The organism is Terribacillus saccharophilus (assembly GCF_002272075.1).
Lineage (GTDB): Bacteria > Bacillota > Bacilli > Bacillales > Amphibacillaceae > Terribacillus > Terribacillus saccharophilus_A.
In genome coordinates this window covers 62,971-81,204 of the sequence record NZ_NPBJ01000027.1, presented here as the reverse complement: position 1 = coordinate 81,204, position 18,234 = coordinate 62,971, and the positions used below count along the sequence as shown (strand labels likewise).

At 43.6% G+C, this 18,234-nt stretch carries 20 protein-coding genes and 1 pseudogene; 7 read left to right on the top strand and 14 right to left on the bottom strand.

Annotation, left to right across the window (positions count from 1 at the left end; all coding sequences use genetic code 11):
- Positions 1-311: 311 nt before the first annotated feature.
- The 3 genes from CHH48_RS14140 (at position 312) to CHH48_RS14130 (ending at position 4,053) form a co-directional block, all read left to right on the top strand.
- Positions 312-1,976: a sensor histidine kinase gene (locus CHH48_RS14140; protein WP_095219798.1), complete on the top strand. Its 1,665-nt coding sequence runs from the start codon at positions 312-314 to the stop codon at positions 1,974-1,976.
- 2 nt (positions 1,977-1,978) lie between these two features.
- Entirely contained in the window at positions 1,979-2,713 is a 735-nt protein-coding gene (locus CHH48_RS14135) for a LytR/AlgR family response regulator transcription factor (RefSeq protein ID WP_095219797.1), read from the top strand.
- Between the two features lie 110 nt (positions 2,714-2,823).
- Positions 2,824-4,053: an L-lactate MFS transporter gene (locus CHH48_RS14130; protein WP_095219796.1), complete on the top strand. Its 1,230-nt coding sequence runs from the start codon at positions 2,824-2,826 to the stop codon at positions 4,051-4,053.
- A gap of 42 nt (positions 4,054-4,095) precedes the next feature.
- Here the strand turns inward: CHH48_RS14130 and CHH48_RS14125 are convergent, their stop codons facing one another.
- Positions 4,096-4,647, bottom strand: coding sequence for a GNAT family N-acetyltransferase (locus tag CHH48_RS14125; RefSeq protein WP_095219795.1), 552 nt, complete (start codon positions 4,645-4,647; stop codon positions 4,096-4,098).
- Between the two features lie 57 nt (positions 4,648-4,704).
- Positions 4,705-5,901, bottom strand: coding sequence for an AGE family epimerase/isomerase (locus CHH48_RS14120; protein WP_095219794.1), 1,197 nt, complete (start codon positions 5,899-5,901; stop codon positions 4,705-4,707).
- A 254-nt stretch (positions 5,902-6,155) separates the two neighbouring features.
- Here CHH48_RS14120 and CHH48_RS14115 point away from each other — a divergent pair, with 254 nt between their 5' ends.
- Positions 6,156-7,322 (top strand): cation:proton antiporter, encoded by a 1,167-nt coding sequence (locus CHH48_RS14115; protein ID WP_095219793.1) that lies wholly within the window; start codon positions 6,156-6,158, stop codon positions 7,320-7,322.
- A gap of 22 nt (positions 7,323-7,344) precedes the next feature.
- On the opposite strand, the gene CHH48_RS14110 is transcribed toward CHH48_RS14115, so the two are convergent.
- From CHH48_RS14110 to CHH48_RS14080, 7 genes are all read right to left on the bottom strand, one after another.
- Entirely contained in the window at positions 7,345-7,677 is a 333-nt protein-coding gene (locus CHH48_RS14110) for a CHY zinc finger protein (protein WP_095219792.1), read from the bottom strand.
- A gap of 1 nt (position 7,678) precedes the next feature.
- A complete protein-coding gene (gene lepB / locus CHH48_RS14105; RefSeq protein ID WP_095219791.1) occupies positions 7,679-8,206 on the bottom strand; it encodes a signal peptidase I in 528 nt (175 codons plus the stop codon).
- 112 nt (positions 8,207-8,318) lie between these two features.
- On the bottom strand, positions 8,319-8,804 hold the full coding sequence (locus tag CHH48_RS14100) for a YbaK/EbsC family protein (RefSeq protein ID WP_095219790.1): 486 nt from the start codon (positions 8,802-8,804) through the stop codon (positions 8,319-8,321).
- A gap of 53 nt (positions 8,805-8,857) precedes the next feature.
- Positions 8,858-9,436, bottom strand: coding sequence for an AAA family ATPase (locus tag CHH48_RS14095; protein WP_095219789.1), 579 nt, complete (start codon positions 9,434-9,436; stop codon positions 8,858-8,860).
- Positions 9,433-9,786: a VOC family protein gene (locus CHH48_RS14090; protein ID WP_095219788.1), complete on the bottom strand. Its 354-nt coding sequence runs from the start codon at positions 9,784-9,786 to the stop codon at positions 9,433-9,435. Before CHH48_RS14090 ends, CHH48_RS14095 begins: the two co-directional genes overlap by 4 nt.
- A 96-nt stretch (positions 9,787-9,882) precedes the next feature.
- On the bottom strand, positions 9,883-10,461 hold the full coding sequence (locus CHH48_RS14085) for a hypothetical protein (RefSeq protein WP_095219787.1): 579 nt from the start codon (positions 10,459-10,461) through the stop codon (positions 9,883-9,885).
- A 1-nt stretch (position 10,462) separates the two neighbouring features.
- A complete protein-coding gene (locus tag CHH48_RS14080) occupies positions 10,463-11,350 on the bottom strand; it encodes a helix-turn-helix domain-containing protein (protein WP_095219786.1) in 888 nt (295 codons plus the stop codon).
- A gap of 101 nt (positions 11,351-11,451) precedes the next feature.
- Here CHH48_RS14080 and CHH48_RS14075 point away from each other — a divergent pair, with 101 nt between their 5' ends.
- On the top strand, positions 11,452-11,871 hold the full coding sequence (locus CHH48_RS14075) for a cytidine deaminase (protein WP_095219785.1): 420 nt from the start codon (positions 11,452-11,454) through the stop codon (positions 11,869-11,871).
- Positions 11,872-11,885: 14 nt separating this feature from the next.
- Here CHH48_RS14075 and CHH48_RS14070 read toward each other — a convergent pair whose 3' ends face one another.
- The 3 genes from CHH48_RS14070 to CHH48_RS14060 all read right to left on the bottom strand — a co-directional run bounded on the left by CHH48_RS14070 (position 11,886) and on the right by CHH48_RS14060 (position 14,265).
- A complete protein-coding gene (locus tag CHH48_RS14070) occupies positions 11,886-12,470 on the bottom strand; it encodes a TIGR00730 family Rossman fold protein (RefSeq protein ID WP_095219784.1) in 585 nt (194 codons plus the stop codon).
- Between the two features lie 13 nt (positions 12,471-12,483).
- The gene (locus tag CHH48_RS14065; protein WP_095219783.1) at positions 12,484-13,569 is read right to left on the bottom strand and encodes a DNA alkylation repair protein; all 1,086 of its coding nucleotides are present in this window, start codon (positions 13,567-13,569) and stop codon (positions 12,484-12,486) included.
- A 69-nt stretch (positions 13,570-13,638) separates the two neighbouring features.
- The gene (locus CHH48_RS14060) at positions 13,639-14,265 is read right to left on the bottom strand and encodes a LysE family translocator (RefSeq protein WP_095219782.1); all 627 of its coding nucleotides are present in this window, start codon (positions 14,263-14,265) and stop codon (positions 13,639-13,641) included.
- 74 nt (positions 14,266-14,339) lie between these two features.
- On the opposite strand from CHH48_RS14060, the gene CHH48_RS14055 reads away from it, so the two are divergent.
- Both CHH48_RS14055 and CHH48_RS14050 read left to right on the top strand, forming a co-directional pair.
- Entirely contained in the window at positions 14,340-14,861 is a 522-nt protein-coding gene (locus CHH48_RS14055) for a GNAT family N-acetyltransferase (RefSeq protein WP_095219781.1), read from the top strand.
- A 56-nt stretch (positions 14,862-14,917) separates the two neighbouring features.
- Positions 14,918-15,382: a YrvL family regulatory protein gene (locus CHH48_RS14050; RefSeq protein ID WP_095219780.1), complete on the top strand. Its 465-nt coding sequence runs from the start codon at positions 14,918-14,920 to the stop codon at positions 15,380-15,382.
- Between the two features lie 22 nt (positions 15,383-15,404).
- Here CHH48_RS14050 and CHH48_RS14045 read toward each other — a convergent pair whose 3' ends face one another.
- On the bottom strand, positions 15,405-15,521 hold the full coding sequence (locus CHH48_RS14045; RefSeq protein WP_095219779.1) for a YjcZ family sporulation protein: 117 nt from the start codon (positions 15,519-15,521) through the stop codon (positions 15,405-15,407).
- 423 nt (positions 15,522-15,944) lie between these two features.
- Positions 15,945-18,065, bottom strand: a pseudogene (locus tag CHH48_RS14040) (DUF5689 domain-containing protein); the annotation flags it as partial.
- Between the last annotated feature and the right edge of the window lie 169 nt (positions 18,066-18,234).

Sequence of the window (18,234 nt, the reverse complement as noted above, 5' to 3'; positions counted from 1 at the left end):
CATCTCCTTACTTTTTTTGTGGCTCCCACAGATTCAATGAAACCCCTTACATTATAATTCAGAAATAATGGCATCTAACAAAGATGCCCATGCCTTTGTTCCGCATTGTGGAACAGTGTTTCATTATATTAATTATAGCGCTTTCATTCCTATAAATCCAGCCTAATTATACATTATGACATATTATTTCCAAGCAGTAATTTTCATCAAATGAATCTATCATCTGCCAGGCTATTTGTGATCGCATCCATTCCCTACCAGTCTAAATTTCTGATAAACTGTAAGTAATACAGATGAAAGGGATTACAACTATGCATTCAACCTTGGAAATGATCATATCGATATTCGAGCGTGCTGCCTTGCTGCTCATTATCTTATTTTTCCTGACCAAAATTAAAGGGTTTAAAGAAATACTTCAAAAAGAAAATCATTCGGTCCGGGAACTTAGCGTACTTACTGTCGTCTTCTGCAGTTTTGCCATATTCGGGACATATTCCGGGATTGAAGTGGAAGGTAGTCTCGTTAATATAAGGACAGTGGCTATCTTATCTGGAGGTATTTTATTCGGGCCATGGGTTGGTATCATTACAGGTATTGTATCTGGCTTGCATCGCTATTTAATCGACATCGATGGTATCACTTCATTACCCTGCTTGATCACTAGTGTGACAGCAGGCTTTGCGTCTGGATTTATTAATCGCAGGGTTAAAAAGCATCGTTGGTGGTATATCGGTATCGGTGCTGGTATTTTGAGCCAAACAATGACCATGCTGCTGATCATTGCACTCGGAGAACCAAGGTCTCAAGGTATTTCGATTGTTGAACAAATAGCTGTTCCGATGATGATAGGTGAAATCAGCATCGGTTTACTCATCCTTCTCGTCCATAATATTGAAGGAGAAAAGAAACAGATTGCCGCAGCACAGGCGAAGCTTGCATTGGATATTGCCAATAAGACGCTTCCATATTTCCGGTCCATCACGCCTGCTTCCTTGCAGCGTATCTGCCAAATCATTAAAGAAGAGATTGGTGCAGATGCTGTCGCCATAACGGATACTAAAACAGTGGTAGCTTATTACGGTCTTGGGGCTGAGCGCTACCAGGATACAACGTCGATTGTAAGCGAAATGACGAAACAAGCTATTAACAGTGGGCAAATCGTCATCCGGAATGAAGTGGATGATCATCATCTGCCGCAGATGCACTGCCTGCTTATCGTTCCTTTCCAAGAAGGCGACGAGGTGACAGGTGCGTTGAAGATATATTATGAAAAGGAAAACCGGATAACAGATTCTTTGCAGACACTTGGTATCGGACTGGCACAGATCATTTCAAACTTGATGGAGATTTCCCGGATTGAACAGATTAAAGAGACCGCCAACAAAGCTGAGCTAAAGGCTCTGCAATCGAAGATAAACCCGCATTTCCTTTTCAACTCGCTGAACGCAATTGCATCAACAACAAGACGCGATCCGAATCGTGCCCGCGAACTAATTCATAACCTATCTGGTTACTTGCGCTATAACCTGGAGCTTCATGATGAAATGATCGCAATAGAAGAAGAACTGAAGCAAGTACGTCATTATGTGGAGATTGAAAAATCCCGCTTCGGTGACAAGCTCCAAATAATTTATGATATTGATCCGGTGCAGATAAAAGTGCCTAGTTTGCTGCTGCAGCCTTTGGTAGAGAATGCAATCCACCATGGTGTTCGGAAACGCAAATGGCAGGGTGCCGTCTATCTCTCTGTCAAAGCACGGGAAAATGATATCCGCATCAGTATTCGAGACACTGGAGTTGGGATTGATCCGGAGATTGTTGAAAAGCTGTATAAGGATGAAGCAAGTGTGAAAAATATTGGACTAGCCAACGTGCATCAGCGTGTCCGCCTGATTTATGGAAAAGGTCTGACTATCAATCGGCTTGATCCTGGTACGGAGATTTACTTTGATATACCAGTGAAGGAAGGGAAATAACCATGACACTACGTGCAATCATTGCAGAAGATGAATTACCTGCACAAGAGGAGCTGCAGTATTTAATTGATACATACAGTTCCATAGAGGTGACTGACCGCTTTGATGATGGATTGGATGTGCTGAAGTATTTTCAGGAGCACACCACGGATGTACTGTTCCTTGATATCAACCTACCGTCACTAGATGGCATGATGCTTGCGGGAAGCTTGGCCCAGTTCAAGCATAAACCAATAATCGTATTTACCACCGCCTATAAAGAACATGCAGCTAAAGCATTTGAGCTTGAAGCATTCGATTATATATTGAAGCCATACAGCGAGGAACGCGTTGCGGCAATGCTTAAGAAGCTTGAATCTAAGAATGCATCAGTAGATATGGAGGAGCGAATAGAACCGACAGAAACACCAGCACGGCTCAATGTTTGGAAGGACGAGAAGATCTATGTGATCAATCTGAAGGAAATTGCCTACGCTGAGGCTGATGAAAAGCAGACAACTGTGCACACGAAGGATGAGGTGTATACCTACCCCGGTTCTATCAGCACTTTCGAACAGCAGCTGCCAGCAGATGCATTTTTCCGCTGCCATCGTTCTTATATAGTAAACACGGAAAAAATACATGAGATTCTTCCTTGGTTCCATAATACGTATCTAGTCAAAATGAAAGGACTGGGTGAGCAGATTCCAGTCAGTCGCAGTAAAGCAAAAGAGTTCAGACAGATCATGCGCCTTTAAGGACCATTCATTCCTCAAATCGAGCAACTCATGAGAAAACGCTTTCAGATACATCTGCAGCGGCTATGATAAAACTATCAAAACAACGTAGATGAAATGAGGGACTTCTCATGAAAACAGGAACGAATCGCTGGCTGATTGTACTTGGTACAATCATCACCCAAATTGGTCTAGGTACTATTTATACATGGAGTTTATTTAACCAGCCATTGGCTGATGCATATGGGTGGAGCACATCTTCTGTGGCAGTCACCTTCTCGATTACAAGCTTCGCACTGGCAGTAGCCACTCTTTTCGGCGGAAAGCTGCAGGATAAACTCGGCATCAAGAAGCTGGTTGTCTTTGCCGGTATTTTGCTCGGTGCCGGGCTGATACTAAGCTCTCTAGCTACATCACTATGGCTCATCTATCTATTAGCAGGTGTTGTTGTTGGATTTGCCAATGGTATTGCTTATATCACTACACTATCGAACGTAATCAAATGGTTCCCGGAAAAGAAAGGCCTCATATCTGGTATATCAGTAGGAGCCTTCGGAACAGGAAGCTTAGTCTTCAAATATATTAACCAGGCATTGCTTTCCTCAGCTGGTGTACAAGGCACATTCCTAATCTGGGGAATAGCAGCATTCATCCTAATCAGTGGAGGAGCCTTCTTCCTTAAGGATGCTATCCTTCCACAGGAAACAACTACTGGGGCAGCAACAAAAGACTTCAGTATTAAGGAAATGCTGCATACGAAACAAGCATACATTCTATTCGTCATTTTCCTTACAGCCTGCATGAGCGGCTTGTATTTAATTGGTATCGTTAAAGATGCCGGCATGGAACTTGCGGGTCTATCTGCCGCAACTGCAGCAAATGCCGTAGCTGTCGTAGCTATCTGTAATACAACTGGAAGAGTTGTGCTAGGTGCTTTGTCTGACAAAGTGGAACGACTGTACTTGGTTGCAGCAGGACTTCTTGTCACTGCGGGAGCTGTCGCAGTATTAAGCATGGTGGAACTATCAACAACATTGTTCTTCGTCTGTGTGGCAGCCATTGCATTCTTCTTTGGCGGTAACATCACAGTCTTCCCGACTATCGTCGCAGATTATTTCGGATTGAGAAATCAAAGTAAAAACTATGGTGTCATTTATCAAGGGTTTGGTATCGGTGCATTAGGAGGCTCATTCATCGCTTCACTGCTCGGGGGTTTCCAACCGACATTCGTAGCGATTGCCGTACTTTGTGTCATTTCATTCTTCCTTGCGGTCACAGTCCGCAGCCCGCAGCAGCCAGTTGCTGCTAAGAAGAGTAATGAACGCCGGCATTCACGCCCTGTTCCATCCCAGCAGCATTAATGTCTAATGACTAAACCCAGGAGCAATGAATGCTCCTGGGTTTTAGTTTATGCGCGGATCAGTCGCCAGTATCGAATACTTATAATGATCCTCGAACTTGCCATCAATACGCAGCAAGTCGCGTTCCAATCCTTCTCGTTGGAACCCGCATTTCTCCAGTACCGCGACCGACCCTAGGTTTCGCGGCATTACTCCCGCTTCGACTCGGTGGAATTTCCCATCTCCAAATGCAAAATCTAATACAAGCTGTACTGCTTCCGTCATATATCCCTTACCATTATGTGCTTCATCCATCGAATAACCTATCATGCATTTTTCCGCTGTATTCCGCTCAATAAAGAATAAGGAAGCAGTTCCAATCAGAACATCATCTTGTTTCAGGAATATTCCGAATTCGTAGCGTTTATCTTCCTGCCAATCTTTCTGTGCCGCTTCGATATTCTTTTTGTATTTCTCCAGTGTATAGTCTGAATCACTACGGTCTACTGGTGAGATAGACTCGAAAAGTTCTCTGTTCCGCAGGTTCAGATCCAGAAGCTCACTGGCATGCTTTTTCTCTAAAGGTTTGATTTGCAATCTTTCACTTTCATACATACTAATCCGCTCCCTTCCTTCTCATTATAGCAATAAGAGAAGGATCTGCGCATTACGCTACAGATCCTCTCCACGGTAAGTCGCTATCAGGAAGCTTGCACTAATCGGATGATAATCCGTTTTCGGTGAAGGGCTTTTAACCTCGTCCTCCACTTTATTATCGGCTGTGAGCCATTGATACCAAGCACCATGTTCTGGATCAATGAAATGTTCCTGCACATATCGGAACAGCTCATCATAATGCTCACCATATACATCATTTCCTGTCTGGCCATGCAGCAATGCTGATGCCGCCAGTGTTTCCGCTAAAACCCAATAAGATTTCCCTTTATCAATCAACTCTTTATCAGGGCTCATCACAAAGAATATGCCACCTTGTTTTTGATCGTGGTAATGGTTCCAGCCAGTTTGATAAAGCTCTTCCGCACGTTCAAGAAGCCAGCTGTCTTGCTTGTGAATATAGAGCCAAGCAAGGAGCTTGCTCCATTCAAATTGGTGTCCTCCAACGAATCCATAGGCGCGAAATTCGTCCCTTGTTTCGCCATGATTGAATTGTTCATCCTTCAACCAAGCCTCATCGTAGTTTTCCCATATAAGTCCGTTACTTTGAGCCGCAAGTTTATTGGTTACTTGGTCTGCAATGTTTAAAGCCTGATCCAGATATCTTTGCTGACCTGTTGTTTCATACGCGGTAATTGCTGATTCACATATGTGCATGTTGCAATTCTGTCCGCGGTATTCCAAAAAGCTGGACCAATCACGTGATGCTTCATCTCTATATAGTTTTGCGGATGGTTCATAGAACCTCTCCTCCAGCACTTGATAGATGTCCGTAAGCAATTCCTCGGCTCCCTCTATCTTCGCTTCCACTGCTGCTACCGCAGCTCGGAATATAAACGCATGACCATATGTCAGCTTCTTATCATCTGTCACACTGCCATCCTTCATCTCTGTAAAGTAACCGCCATACTTCTTATCCCGCAGAGTCTCTTGGAAAAAGGTTATGCCGTGCTCGGCCGCCTCCCGATATTCAGTTTTTTCCGTAAGTTTGAAGCCGACACTGAAATCGTACAAATGCCGCGCCTGTCCGACGATATGTTTGGTTGTATCCTCTGTGAGCGTTCCATCCATATAATAACCTTCATTATATCCACCGTAAGTGCTGTCTATTGCTGCAGGATAATAGAATACAAGTGTCTCTTCAATATGCTGATAGAGTCCTTGTTTTGTATGAAAATCAAATGTGTTTTTCACAAATGCCACTCCTTTGCATAGGTTACGTCACCTGTTTTCCCTTTTCTGCCAGCTGCAAACAGATGAAAAGCGGTTGTTTTCATTCTATAACTGTTCTATAATGAGTAACTATAAATTAATTACATATGCATTTCCCGGAGGAGCCTGCCACCCCAGGCCCCTCTGTGTCCATTTAGGCATATCCACAGTGAAAACTGGCGGATATGCCTTTTTTGTGTCCGAAATTGCATAAATACATTACAAAGGAGTAAGATATGGAATTCATTTTACATTTAGCTTTGATTCTCGTATTCACAAAAATCGCTGGTCAGCTTGCACTTAAGATTGGACAGCCATCTGTACTGGGGGAGCTGCTTGCCGGTGTTATTCTCGGTCCTGCAGTACTCGGCTGGATACAACAAACCTCCTTCATCCATGAATTCTCCGAAATCGGTGTGCTTGTCCTCATGTTCATCGCTGGACTGGAGACAGATTTGAAGCAGCTGAAAGAAAACTGGAAGTCCGCTTTTGCAGTTGCTGTTCTCGGCGTCCTCTTCCCATTCATCGGCGGTTATAGTCTTGCACTTGCATTTGGGATGAGTCAGGGACATGCTCTGTTTTTGGCTTTACTCTTCTGTGCGACAAGTGTCAGCATTTCTGTACAGGCATTAAAGGAAATGAACAAACTGAATTCACGAGAAGGTACGACAATCCTTGGGGCTGCTGTTGTTGACGATATTCTGGTTGTCGTCTTACTCGCAGTGCTGATGAGTGTGCTGGGTACAGGAGAATCAGTCAGCTTAGGAGCTTTGATCGGGAAGAAAGTACTCTTCTTCGGCGTAGTCATTGTTGCTTGTATTTGGCTGATTCCACTAGTGATGAAATTGTTCGCTCGCTTCAAAGTGAGTGAGACCATCGTTTCTGCTGGTATCATTCTGGCGCTGGTGTTTAGCTACTTCGCTGAATATATGGGGGTTGCCGGTATTATCGGTGCATTTGCGGCTGGTATCGCCATTTCCCAAACTGAATACAAGAATGTAGTAGAACATAAATTAGAACCGATCGCTTATGGAGTCTTCGTTCCCGTATTTTTTGTAAGCATCGGTTTGAACATTAGCTTCGATGGGGTTGGATCTCAGATTCTGTTCATTGTGCTCATTAGTATTATGGCCATTGTGACGAAGCTGTTCGGCGGAGCGCTGGGAGCAAGAATGACCGGCTTCGACGGAAGATCTTCCATGGCAATCGGAACAGGCATGGTTTCAAGAGGCGAAGTTGCATTGATCATTGCTGGTACCGGTTTAAGTTCAGGTTTACTTGATCCGGAATACTACACAAGTATTATAATCATGGTCATTGTGACAACGCTTGTGACTCCATCTATGCTGAAGTTTATCTTCTCCAAAACAGGAGATACTTCACAGCATCGTTCCGTATCCTAAGACAAACAAAAGAGACTGTCAGTCAACGACAGTCTCTTTTTATTGATTCAAAATATAGATGATGATGCAGCTGACAACCAGGGTTGAATGCTGCTTTACAGTCTGGGCAATGGTCTATATTCATATACTGATCGATACTGAGCGTCGATTTACACACACCGCATAGTATCGCCTTCTCATCGAATTGGTCTTTCGGCCATACCTCGGCCTCATGACCCGCCGTCTCTTCATGGCATTGATGGCAAGGATAAAATTGATTGCAGCACGCGAACTTGATTGCTATAACATCCAATGGGGAGTGATAATGCACACATCTTGTCTCCGCATCTACTGTTTTTCCATGTACTTGACACATATTAATTACCGATGTGGAAATCAGAAAATGGATAGAAAGTCATCTTAACTTCTCCGATTACTTCTTTCTCCGAAATATAACCAAACATACGGCTGTCTTTACTGTTTGTGCGGTTATCACCCATGACAAACACTTCACCTTCAGGTACCTTTTCCTCGCCAGTCAATTCCTTCAGTTTGAAATCACCAGTAACCATATCCTCTGGCAGATAAGATTGATCCTGCGCTTCGCCATTCACATACAGCACATTATCTATCACCTCAATTGTATCGCCAGGCAGACCAATCACCCGTTTGATATAGTGGGCATCCGCATCGGGTGCGTTGAATACCACAATATCATTTCTTTCTATCTTCGAAACTTTGCTTACAATGACATGATCGCTGTCCTGGTAAGTCGGCAGCATTGACTCTCCATGCACCGTTGACGGTGTAAACAGGAAATACCGGCAGCCAAAAGCAATGATGACGGCAATCCCTACTGCTCGCAACCAGGAAAATATCTCTCTTTTTGTATTATTATCTGACATGATTCTTTCTCCTAACCTATCTTTGTGTGAAGTATAGGGCACATGCTAAGTTTAGCAGTGTCAGAGTTAGAAGCAAAGCCGAACCCCCTGCATGCTATGCCGTTACCTTCATTTAGCCATTGTCTGCCCAGCTCTTGCAGACATCTACCCATTCTTTTCCCTTGCCATATTCGGCAAGTTCTTCACAAGTTAGTTCTATTGCTGAATTACTGCTGCCACAGGCTGGAAACACCGTGGAAAAACGCTTTAAGGAAATGTCCATATACACAGGTAAATCATTTATTAAACCAAACGGACAAACTCCGCCAACAGCATGGCCTGTTTGTTCTAACGTTTCCTCAGCTGAAAGCATTCGTGCTTTTACGCCGAATAGCTCTTTAAACTTTTTATTATCAATCTTTGCATCTCCTGCAGCAACTATCAAAACAGATTCCCCATCTTTTCTACCTCTAAATGCTAACGTCTTAGCAATGCGTGCAGGCTCCACACCAAGTGCAGTAGCAGCTAGATCTACAGTGGCACTAGATAAATCGAGTTCTATAATATCACTGCTTCGGTTGTAATTTGCTAGATAATCTTTTACGTTTTCGATACTCATTATATGTACCACCTTTTTGAGGCATTATAGCATAAGCATACGCAGCCGTTTGTCTACCTCCATCTAGAGGTTAAGCGCGGCCATTGTGTTTTCCACCAAGAGCGGTGATCCTTTTGCAGACGAAGGCCCGCTTGTCTGCCGATAGCTGCGGCTACCTCGTCTATCGACATATTATCAGTTGCCAATTTATTTTCGAATATTGGACTTGATAGACCTTGTACGCAACGCGTTATCTGCCGAGCAGCCCATGAATTCTGTCTGTTGCCCCGCTTGGCAAGACGACCACGCAATGTCTCTTCCGAAGCAGCTAACACAAGATGATAAACTCGGTGACCATCACTACGTAATTGTCCAATGATTTCTTCATAGTAGGACGGTTCCGTTATTGTCATCGGAACAACGATGATATCCTCCGTATTTGCTGCCATATAAGCCAAATGCTCACGTACGATGGAACGCCAAAGGGTATGCTCCTGGAAATCCGGTTTCTGCATCGAATCCGGTATATGCTTTCTTATGTAAAAACCCGCTTCTTCAGGGTCATGGATGAATGCATTTGGCAGCCGGTGCCGTAGAGAGATCGCAGTTTGTGTCTTGCCTGCTCCGAATGCCCCATTGATCCAGATAATCATGGACGTTGTTCACACACCATGACAATATTGCCATCAGGATCCTCAAAATTGAAGAAAGCAACTGCTTCATCTTCCTCCAGTTCCCGGACAACCTTGCCTCCTTGCTCGCTAACTCGTTTATAGGCAAGCTGAATATCTGACGTCTCAAGCATGAAAGCAGGACGGATACCCGGTGCATTATTCCGGTTATCATCAATGACAAGTCCTCTTCCATCATCAGTTTCCATGAACTGCACCGGCCCTTCCGTTGGCTGCGGTTCAGGTTTACCTAAAAGATTTGCATACCAATTTGCTGCCTTATTCGCGTCCTTCACATGCACAAACACACTGCCAATCTGGAAATCCGACACACTGCCACGCCTCCTTTTTGAATATTTTACCATAAGGGTCAGACTGGTAATATAGGTAATAGGTTAGAAGAGCGAACGTAAAAAAGGACAAGCATATCAGGTATGCTGTCCTTTTAGACGGTACGTTGCTTGTTCATCTGTGTAATCCAAGTTAGGTATAACTACTGTCAGCACAAAGAACAGCAGGCTTAATCCGATGCTTATTAGAATTGGTAACTCTATAGCTGCTTTCCATACGTCTACACCCAACTGCAGAAGCACATAATAAAGGATGCTGAAAATAAAAATATAGCTGTATCTTAGAATTCGGCCCTCAATTCTAATCCATACGACAGCCAAAGGAAGCAGGGACGCAGCAAGTCCAAGTGATACGCCGGCTAGTTGAACAGATACCTCTAATGACAATTCGTTGGATAGAATATGATACTGCCTTGCTACGTGCAGCAAGCCGGGAAATAAAGCCAGCCATGCTCCGCTCAACAAAATACAATTACACAGGAGTCTCATGTAAGCTGCTATTCCTTGTACCGGCTGATGGATAACCTTGCGTGTAAACATTTCTGAAATCACGAGTAACAGTGGTATAGAAAGCCATATGAAAAGCACTTCATCAGGCACACCTTGCCTCCAATACAAATCGAAAAGCTGAATGATATTTATCAGTATATCAAGCATATCAACTCAGTTCCTCCTCAAATGCCAGATTTACCGGTTCATCCTGAATATGATATGTCATATCAATATTAGTAGTTGGAACAGATTCGTCCACTTCCTCAAACCGAAAACCATCCGCCCAAACCTTTCCTTTTCCGGATAAGATCACTCCAAAGGAAATGACAGCACTATTTTCCGGTACATCAAGCACAATACGGTATCGGGTCCAATTGGTCGTTCCTTGGATTGGGCGGTTGCTCATATTATCGAATTGAACGATATCATCTGATGTATTGTCCACTCGCATCCACATGCTGGCAAAGCTTTGCACTTCTTCCGTCTTGATGAAGCAGGTCAGCTGCAGTCTTTTACCAACATAATTCGCTGCCTTGAATTGTTGCATCATCGTGGCAAATTCCTCCGCTCCCGTGACTGTTTTCGACTTCAAGTAACCTGATGCTTTCCCTTGATGTACCTGTTTATAGTCAATTCCCATTTCATAATTGTGGGGATCGGAGCCACTTAATATCCACCCTTTTACTTGTTTATCTTCCATCTTTTCCTCCTTCTGATGCAGCGCAGCCCGCATCATACGTCTGTATTTTCCTGGCGGAAGGCTGTAATGCTTTTTGAAAGCTCTGGTAAATGACTCTTGAGATTCAAAATGAAACATGAACGCGATATCGAGTATTCCCAATTCGGTATGCAGCAGTGCAGCTGATGCTCCAGCCAATCTTCTTCGGCGGATATAATCTGTGAATGACAAACCTACAGTGGCCTGGAATAATCGATGGAAGTGAAATTTGGAGAATCCGGCTTGATCGGCAACTTGGTCGGCCGTAAGAGGTTCGTGTAAATTGTTTTCGATAAAAGAAATAGCTCTTTGTATAGTTGTTTCATGTACCTGCACTTGCTCACCTCCTTAGTTACAGCTTAACTTAAAAACATATTGTACTTTTGATAATTTTTGCTGAGTTGTAAAAATCACCCTGCTATACTAAAAGCAAAGGAGTGATAGTAATGGATATGTTATATGAGGCAGCTATTCAGTTAATACAGAAACGTTACCCGAGTGGCTGGGGTGGTGCTGCTGCAATGCGGACCAGTGAGGGCGTTGTTCTTACAAGTGTAGCTCCTGAAGTACTGAATGCTGCAACCGAACTATGCATGGAGGTCGGCTCTATTCTAGAAGCTCATAAATTGCAAACATCAGTAACCCATTCCATTTGCGTGACACGTGATGATGAAAATAGCTCCTTTAAAGTACTAACTCCATGCGGCATCTGCCAGGAGCGATTACTTTACTGGGGACGCGACGTACAAGTGGCTGTGACACACGAAGAGAATAAGGTGAAGTATGTATCCTTACAGGAGTTACAGCCGTTTCATTGGACTCATGCTTATCCAGAGGAAGAAATTTTCGGTAAATAAAAAAGCAGACGCTGTCACGTCTGCTCTGGTCGTCTAATATAGGTTTTTACTTCCGGCGCTTCATATTGACGGAACTTCTCGAGAAGTCTTGCAGGCTCCGTATCTGAAAGTGTCATTGTCCGGTACTTTTCATGCATGAACTGCTCATCTGCCATGCGGTCAAATAAGCTTACCAGCAGATCATAATAGCCCTCCACATTTAAAATACCGAGTGGTTTCTTATGCAATCCCAGCTGAGCCCATGTGAAAATTTCGAAAAACTCCTCCAGCGTACCTGGTCCTCCAGGAAGTGCGATGAAGCCGTCTGCCAGCTCTGCCATTTTAGCTTTTCGTTCATGCATGGAAGATACGACGATCAGTTCAGACACATGGGTATGAGCGATTTCCCGCTTCTCCAAAAATTCAGGCATCACACCGATTACGTGACCACCTGCTTGCATGCTTCCATTCGCAACTGCCCCCATCAAACCTACACTCGCTCCGCCATATACAAGAGTCAGATTTTCAGCTGCCAGTGTTCTTCCTAACTCTTCAGCGGCAGCGATGTATGCTGCTGATGCGCCAACGCTTGAACCGCAGAATACTGCAATACGTTTCATATTTTCCACTCCTTTACTTGATCAGTTCCAGATCTGTCTGAGCTACTTCTATACCATTGGCAAGCAGGACAATACGATGTATACCCGGATAATGAACTCTAGTAGTCAAGTCTTTCCAATTATGTACCCGCTCTTTCGCTACACTCTCTCCCGCTGTAAATATCCGATCCGAGAGGAGAAATTTCTTTCGGGAAATCCCGCGCTTCTTTACGAAGTCTATTGCATACTCTATACGCAGCTTTGCCTGCTTCTTTACTTTAAAAGAATACGACATAGTTACCAATTCTCCAATGGTAACGCGATGACGATCCGTGGCTATCGCAGTGTCAATTAGAGTTTCAGTTGCTTCCTCATACCCGAATAAAGCCATTACCTCTGGTTCCCCGCTGCGAAGCATTGTCCGACAACCATGCCGGATGATCCAGTCTGTCTCCGGTGAAAAACCACTCCATCGCTTCGCCGTGAAAATAACTTGTTTTGGATTATCCTTAGCAATATCATTCAAATTATTAGCAACACTTTTCCGCACATACAAAGAAGAGTCTGCTTTCAACAATTCCAGCACTTCAAAAATCGGACTTGGATCTTTTTTAAACTGCCGAATTGCTTGGCCCCATGGGAGCCTCGGACGACAGCCTTCACTTGCCAGACGGCGCACATGATGATCTTCTGATTGTGCCCATTCCATCATTCGTTTCATAATCCGCTCAGGGGATCTAATCAGAAATGCCCTGATGGCGAATTCTGCAGTCGACCGTTTTGTGAATTGCTCCAATGCATGCAGCGATATTTCTTCATGTTCTGGCTCCAGCCCAAAGACCTCGACAAAGTCCGGGAAAAATAAATAAGGAAACCCTTCGCATTGGTCCTGGATAGCAAGCAGAATGCCTAAAGCCTCCGGGTAGCTCTCCGGGAGAAAGGAGCCGAGCACCAAACTAATCCGGCGTATCCGGCCTTTCAATTCAAGTCCTTCCCAATCAGCGTCCATCACCTTATCAACGAATTTAAGCTCATCGAAATCATTATGGGCTTGCTTCACCTTTGAAGCGAAACCTTCCAGGAAATCTTTCGTATACATTGCTTTCAAGGGTTCTGCCACCACTACCGCCTCCAAGAAATTATATCTATATTCTACAGGAAAAAAGCGGTAAACTACAAATAGCCCTTGTCAGAGGATGCGTTTTAAAAATTGGGTGAAGAAAAGGATAGCAAAGTAACTGAGCACTAACCCCGCCCCAATGGAAACCCATTTCACGAAAGTCTCGTTGACGACTCTTCTTGTACCTGCGACGATACTCATCAGCCCGATATCATGTACTTGGATACCTGCCAGAATACCGAGTCCAGCGACAATGAAGGAAAGCTCGTTCCCTTCTGAAAAACTGCTTGATAAAAAGGTACCGAAAACACTTATCCAAAACACGAGGTTACTAGGTGAAATTGCTACAAGCAATCCGTTTTTGTAAGATGATAGCAGCTTTTTTGTCGTTTTTTCCCCTTTAATCATAATCTGCTTGTCCGCATTTTTGATACTATCATAGGCAATATACAATAAGAAAATCGCACCAAGCAGCCACATGCCAGTCTGGATAGTAGGTGCTGCCAGGATCGGGGCAAGACCAAGAAAAAGAGCGACCATCAGCAGAAAATCGATTGTCATACCGCCAACTCCGACCATCCAGCCGTGAACGAAACCATTCTTTAAGCCTTGTTTAGTCATTTCAATGGTGACTGTACCAACCGGGAGAGCGATTGAAAGTCCTAAAAGCACATTTGTCAGAAACAGAGATAACAAGAGTATCACCGCCTATCAGAATATATTAAATATACATAATATTAACTAATTATACAACGAGAGGAGCATACAGTTTGTACAATCAAAAAACAATTCATCTGCGTCCCATCTCCATTTCCGATGCACCGACCTTATTCCAATTCTGGTCCAATCCGGAAGTAACTGCTTTTATGAATATCACCCCAATGCATTCTGTAGAGCAAGCAGAAGAGATGATTTTATACATCATACAACTGGAACATGCTGATCGCTACACAATCCTGCTAGAAGATGACACAATCGTTGGTACTTGCGGGTTCAATTACATTGATGCCGTGAATCAACGCGGAGAAATTGGCTATGAGATAGGAAAGGATTTCTGGAGAAGAGGTTATATGACCCAAGCACTACAAGCCTTGATCGAGGAAGGCTTCCAAACGTTAAAATTGAACAGAATAGAAGCAAAGGTAGAGCCAGGCAATGCACCTTCACGTCGTCTGCTCGAAAAAGCTGGCTTTCATGAAGAAGGTACCTTACGTCATTTTGAAAAATTGAATGGTATTTTTTTAGATATGGTCATGTACAGCCTGCTTCGCTCTGACTGTCCATCTATATGAAACTTTTAGATAGATTATTCGTATTAAGAGTCAGAGAGAATGCATGAGGTGATAGCGTGGCAACACAGCAGCGTAAAGGTAAAAGAAACAGAGTATCAAAGATTTCCGTAACAATTATTCTATCCATACTAGTAGGGTTTACATTCGCATTCGTAGCTGCCCTCTACTATTTCGGATTTCTGGGTGCTTTAAGTATCCTTGGTGCTGCTTATGAATCTCCCAAGCATTTGGCCGTATTTGTAGGTGTATATCTTGTTCTAAGTATTTTCGGTGAGTTAATTGCAAAAGTTATCTATTATATTTTCACTAAGAAACATAAAATACAGACATTTTATGATTTTATGGTTGCTTTTTCCTTGAACTTTGTAGTGAATTGGATTGCCATATCCATTGTGAACGGCTTATACGAACCTATAAATTTAGCATGGTATATAGAGATAGTTGTCGCAGCTTTCATTGCCCTAACAGAGGTAACCTTTGATTATGAAAAGAAAAAGAAGAAAAGAAACCGCGGTAAATAACCGCGGTTTCTTTTCGCATTGATTAGTAGCCGTAGCCGCCTCCAACGTAAGAAGCACCGATGATGATCAACAAAATGAAAAGAACTACTAGAAGCGCGAAACCGCTACCGTATCCTTTTCCGCCGTAACTTTCAGACATGATATCCCTCCTTTTTGACTCAAGTCATTCTATGTAGGTAACTACAGATGCGTACCGATTAACATGAAAAGAAAGCTCCACAAACGGAAAATTCGCTTTTATTCCATCAATTGCTGATGCCGTTTAATTGGTATTAGCGAAGAATCCATATTAAAAATGGTTAAACGCATTACGTTTGACATTTACTTTGATTATAAATGGAGAGCAAGAAAACCATTTAGCATGAAAGAAGCAGCACAAAAAAAGAAGCAGGGATTATTACATCCCTGCTTCTTTTTGCTTTTATGCGGCACATTTCCAGCTTTTATCGTGGCCTTTTCCTTTGCCTTTTCCTTTATCCGCACCCTTGTGTTTTCCGTTGTCAGTTTTACATGGAACCGGTTCTTCTGCTTGAGCTGACTTAACGATATTATCCGTTGCAACAGGTTTTAGCTGATACGTATCATTGAAGATAGATGAGATACCTGTAATATCAACTTTTTCCCCTTCTTGGAATTGTGAAGTGAAGGTATCATAATTTAATCCGATTCGATTGTCGACCCGCACACGATTCACATTTCCATCAGCTGTTTGTGCATCGAACTCGAACGTACCATAAGTGCCGACCGCTTCGATATTCTGGATAGTCACTTCACTAAGCTTAACAAGCTGCCCTTGGTTCGTATCATCAATCGAAGAAACAGGTTTAGGTGCAGGGACATCTGCTTGTCCAGTAATTTCAGACTTGATGATGTCTGTTACTTCCACTTCTCCATTAAAAGTAGTTTTTACAGCACTGATTTGGACATGATCTCCAGTTTTGAAACTGTCACTGTCCTGAAAAACATAAATACCGGCAGTGTCGTCTTGTACATAGAAACCTTTACCGCCAAAGCTGCCCGGAGCAGATGTTACAATGCCCTCAATAGTAACAACTTCTCCATCCTGTACGTTGCGCGCTTCCTGAATAGCTACCAGCTGCGGAAGCTCCACCTCGTCTTCCGGTAAAGGCTCTGTTTCAACGTTTCCGACCTGTACAGACTTCGTCAGCAGATTGCTGCCATCCTTGCGAAGTCGCAGGCTTGCTGTGCCATCTGCGGTCGACGGATTTAATTGTGCAGGAATTTCTGCTACAGCTCTTCCTGTCGCATCTGCTGTGACAGAGAAGCTGCTGCTATATCCATAGCTGCTCGGCCAAGATCCAGTTGTGTTGAATTTCCCGATCTGCTGCCCGCCTGGTAAGTAGCTTCCCAGTTGCAAACCTGTCAGTGTCTCACCTGGCTGTAAATCCTCAACCACAACTCGCACAGTAAACTCTTGTTGTGTTGGCAATGTAGCAGGTGTCACGACGTCATACTTCGGATTTGATGCTACTTCATCGGAACCGTAAGAACCAGCTGCAAATGTACTCGGATCATACCAACGGTATCCAGCTGGTGGATTTGACCATGGCTCTGCTTCCGTTTCAGTAGTCAGTTCAGGATTTTCATTGATTGTAGCTGTTTCCAGCAAAGGCGTCACTTCACTCAAAGAAATAGATGTTTCCTCAAAGCTGGAATAGTCTTCCTTTTCGCTTAGCCATTCCATGACATTAAGCAGATACTGCCCGTTATTACCCTCTCCAGTAAAACCGTCATACGTACGCTTAGTTCTGCCGCTATCCTCTCGAAGATACTTAGGTGTAGCATCTTCTACAGGTGATGAATCACCTATGAATGCAGCTTTACCTTTCTCCAATTTGGATATTGCCGCAAAAGCTCCTTCATCAATTCCACCGCCAGCATACACCCCTTGGTCGACAGCATTCGGCCAAGCCGGGATATTTTCCGGGAAATAAATCAAGCCTTTGGATTTCGTCGGGTCGAGAATTGTCAATGTAGCTCCTGCATGGGATTCAACGACTTCAATACCTTCTGTAATACCGAAAGAATCAGATGGTTCGACCACAGTCTGTCCAGATTCGATATCACCTACAGCATTGAACCGGAAGCGAATACCGAAATTATCACCTAGCCAATCAGAGCTTTCTACACCTTGCATTCGATCAGAATTCGCTTCATCAGCCGACATACCTTTGGTTGGGTCTTCAAAAGCGCCCCGGCGATAACCGTTGAAGATCTCACCAGAATCCCAGCGGTTAAAGTTGCGATCCGCATTGTAATGGTCACCGATGAAGAAAATACTGCCGCCCTCCTGCGTGTAGCGCAGCATAGCATCCTGCTCCGATGTCTTGAATGGGATGTTCGGCTCCGGAATGACGAAAACATCGTACGCACTCAGATCCTCATACGTGATAGCGGATGTTTTCCGTAATTCCTTCACATAATAGCCTTCCTCAGCTAATCCATTACCAAAATCAGAAAAAGCACCATCAATAACCCAGTCTGCAGCACCCGCAGTCTGTCCATGTGAATTATCAAATAAGACCTTTTTCCCGTTCGCTTCCCCCTTTGGCTGTATTTCCGGTGCAGGGTCAGCTGCAGTTTCAGCCTGGCTTTGTACGGCATAGCCGAAAAACGTAATAGGAATAAGCAATACAGCCAATATGAAGAACTTCCAATCCATCGCTCTTTTCACGAGCAGATTCCTCCCTTATATTTTAATAGATAAAGCATAGCAAATACTCGTCTATATTTGTATCCGTTTACAGAAACACTACAAAGATAAGAGAATATTTACGCAGCTGTAATCCTATTTTGTAAAAGGGCGATGCATCGTCATTCCACAACCTTCT

Bases quoted from the DNA above. Each gene is read 5' to 3' on its own strand.
- CHH48_RS14140 (WP_095219798.1), top strand. From the start codon at position 312: ATGCATTCAACCTTGGAAATGATCATATCGATATTCGAGCGTGCTGCC.
- CHH48_RS14135 (WP_095219797.1), top strand. From the start codon at position 1,979: ATGACACTACGTGCAATCATTGCAGAAGATGAATTACCTGCACAAGAG.
- CHH48_RS14130 (WP_095219796.1), top strand. From the start codon at position 2,824: ATGAAAACAGGAACGAATCGCTGGCTGATTGTACTTGGTACAATCATC.
- CHH48_RS14125 (WP_095219795.1), bottom strand. From the start codon at position 4,647: ATGTATGAAAGTGAAAGATTGCAAATCAAACCTTTAGAGAAAAAGCAT.
- CHH48_RS14115 (WP_095219793.1), top strand. From the start codon at position 6,156: ATGGAATTCATTTTACATTTAGCTTTGATTCTCGTATTCACAAAAATC.
- CHH48_RS14110 (WP_095219792.1), bottom strand. From the start codon at position 7,677: ATGTGTCAAGTACATGGAAAAACAGTAGATGCGGAGACAAGATGTGTG.
- lepB (WP_095219791.1), bottom strand. From the start codon at position 8,206: ATGTCAGATAATAATACAAAAAGAGAGATATTTTCCTGGTTGCGAGCA.
- CHH48_RS14100 (WP_095219790.1), bottom strand. From the start codon at position 8,804: ATGAGTATCGAAAACGTAAAAGATTATCTAGCAAATTACAACCGAAGC.
- CHH48_RS14095 (WP_095219789.1), bottom strand. From the start codon at position 9,436: ATGATTATCTGGATCAATGGGGCATTCGGAGCAGGCAAGACACAAACT.
- CHH48_RS14085 (WP_095219787.1), bottom strand. From the start codon at position 10,461: ATGCTTGATATACTGATAAATATCATTCAGCTTTTCGATTTGTATTGG.
- CHH48_RS14070 (WP_095219784.1), bottom strand. From the start codon at position 12,470: ATGAAACGTATTGCAGTATTCTGCGGTTCAAGCGTTGGCGCATCAGCA.
- CHH48_RS14045 (WP_095219779.1), bottom strand. From the start codon at position 15,521: ATGTCTGAAAGTTACGGCGGAAAAGGATACGGTAGCGGTTTCGCGCTT.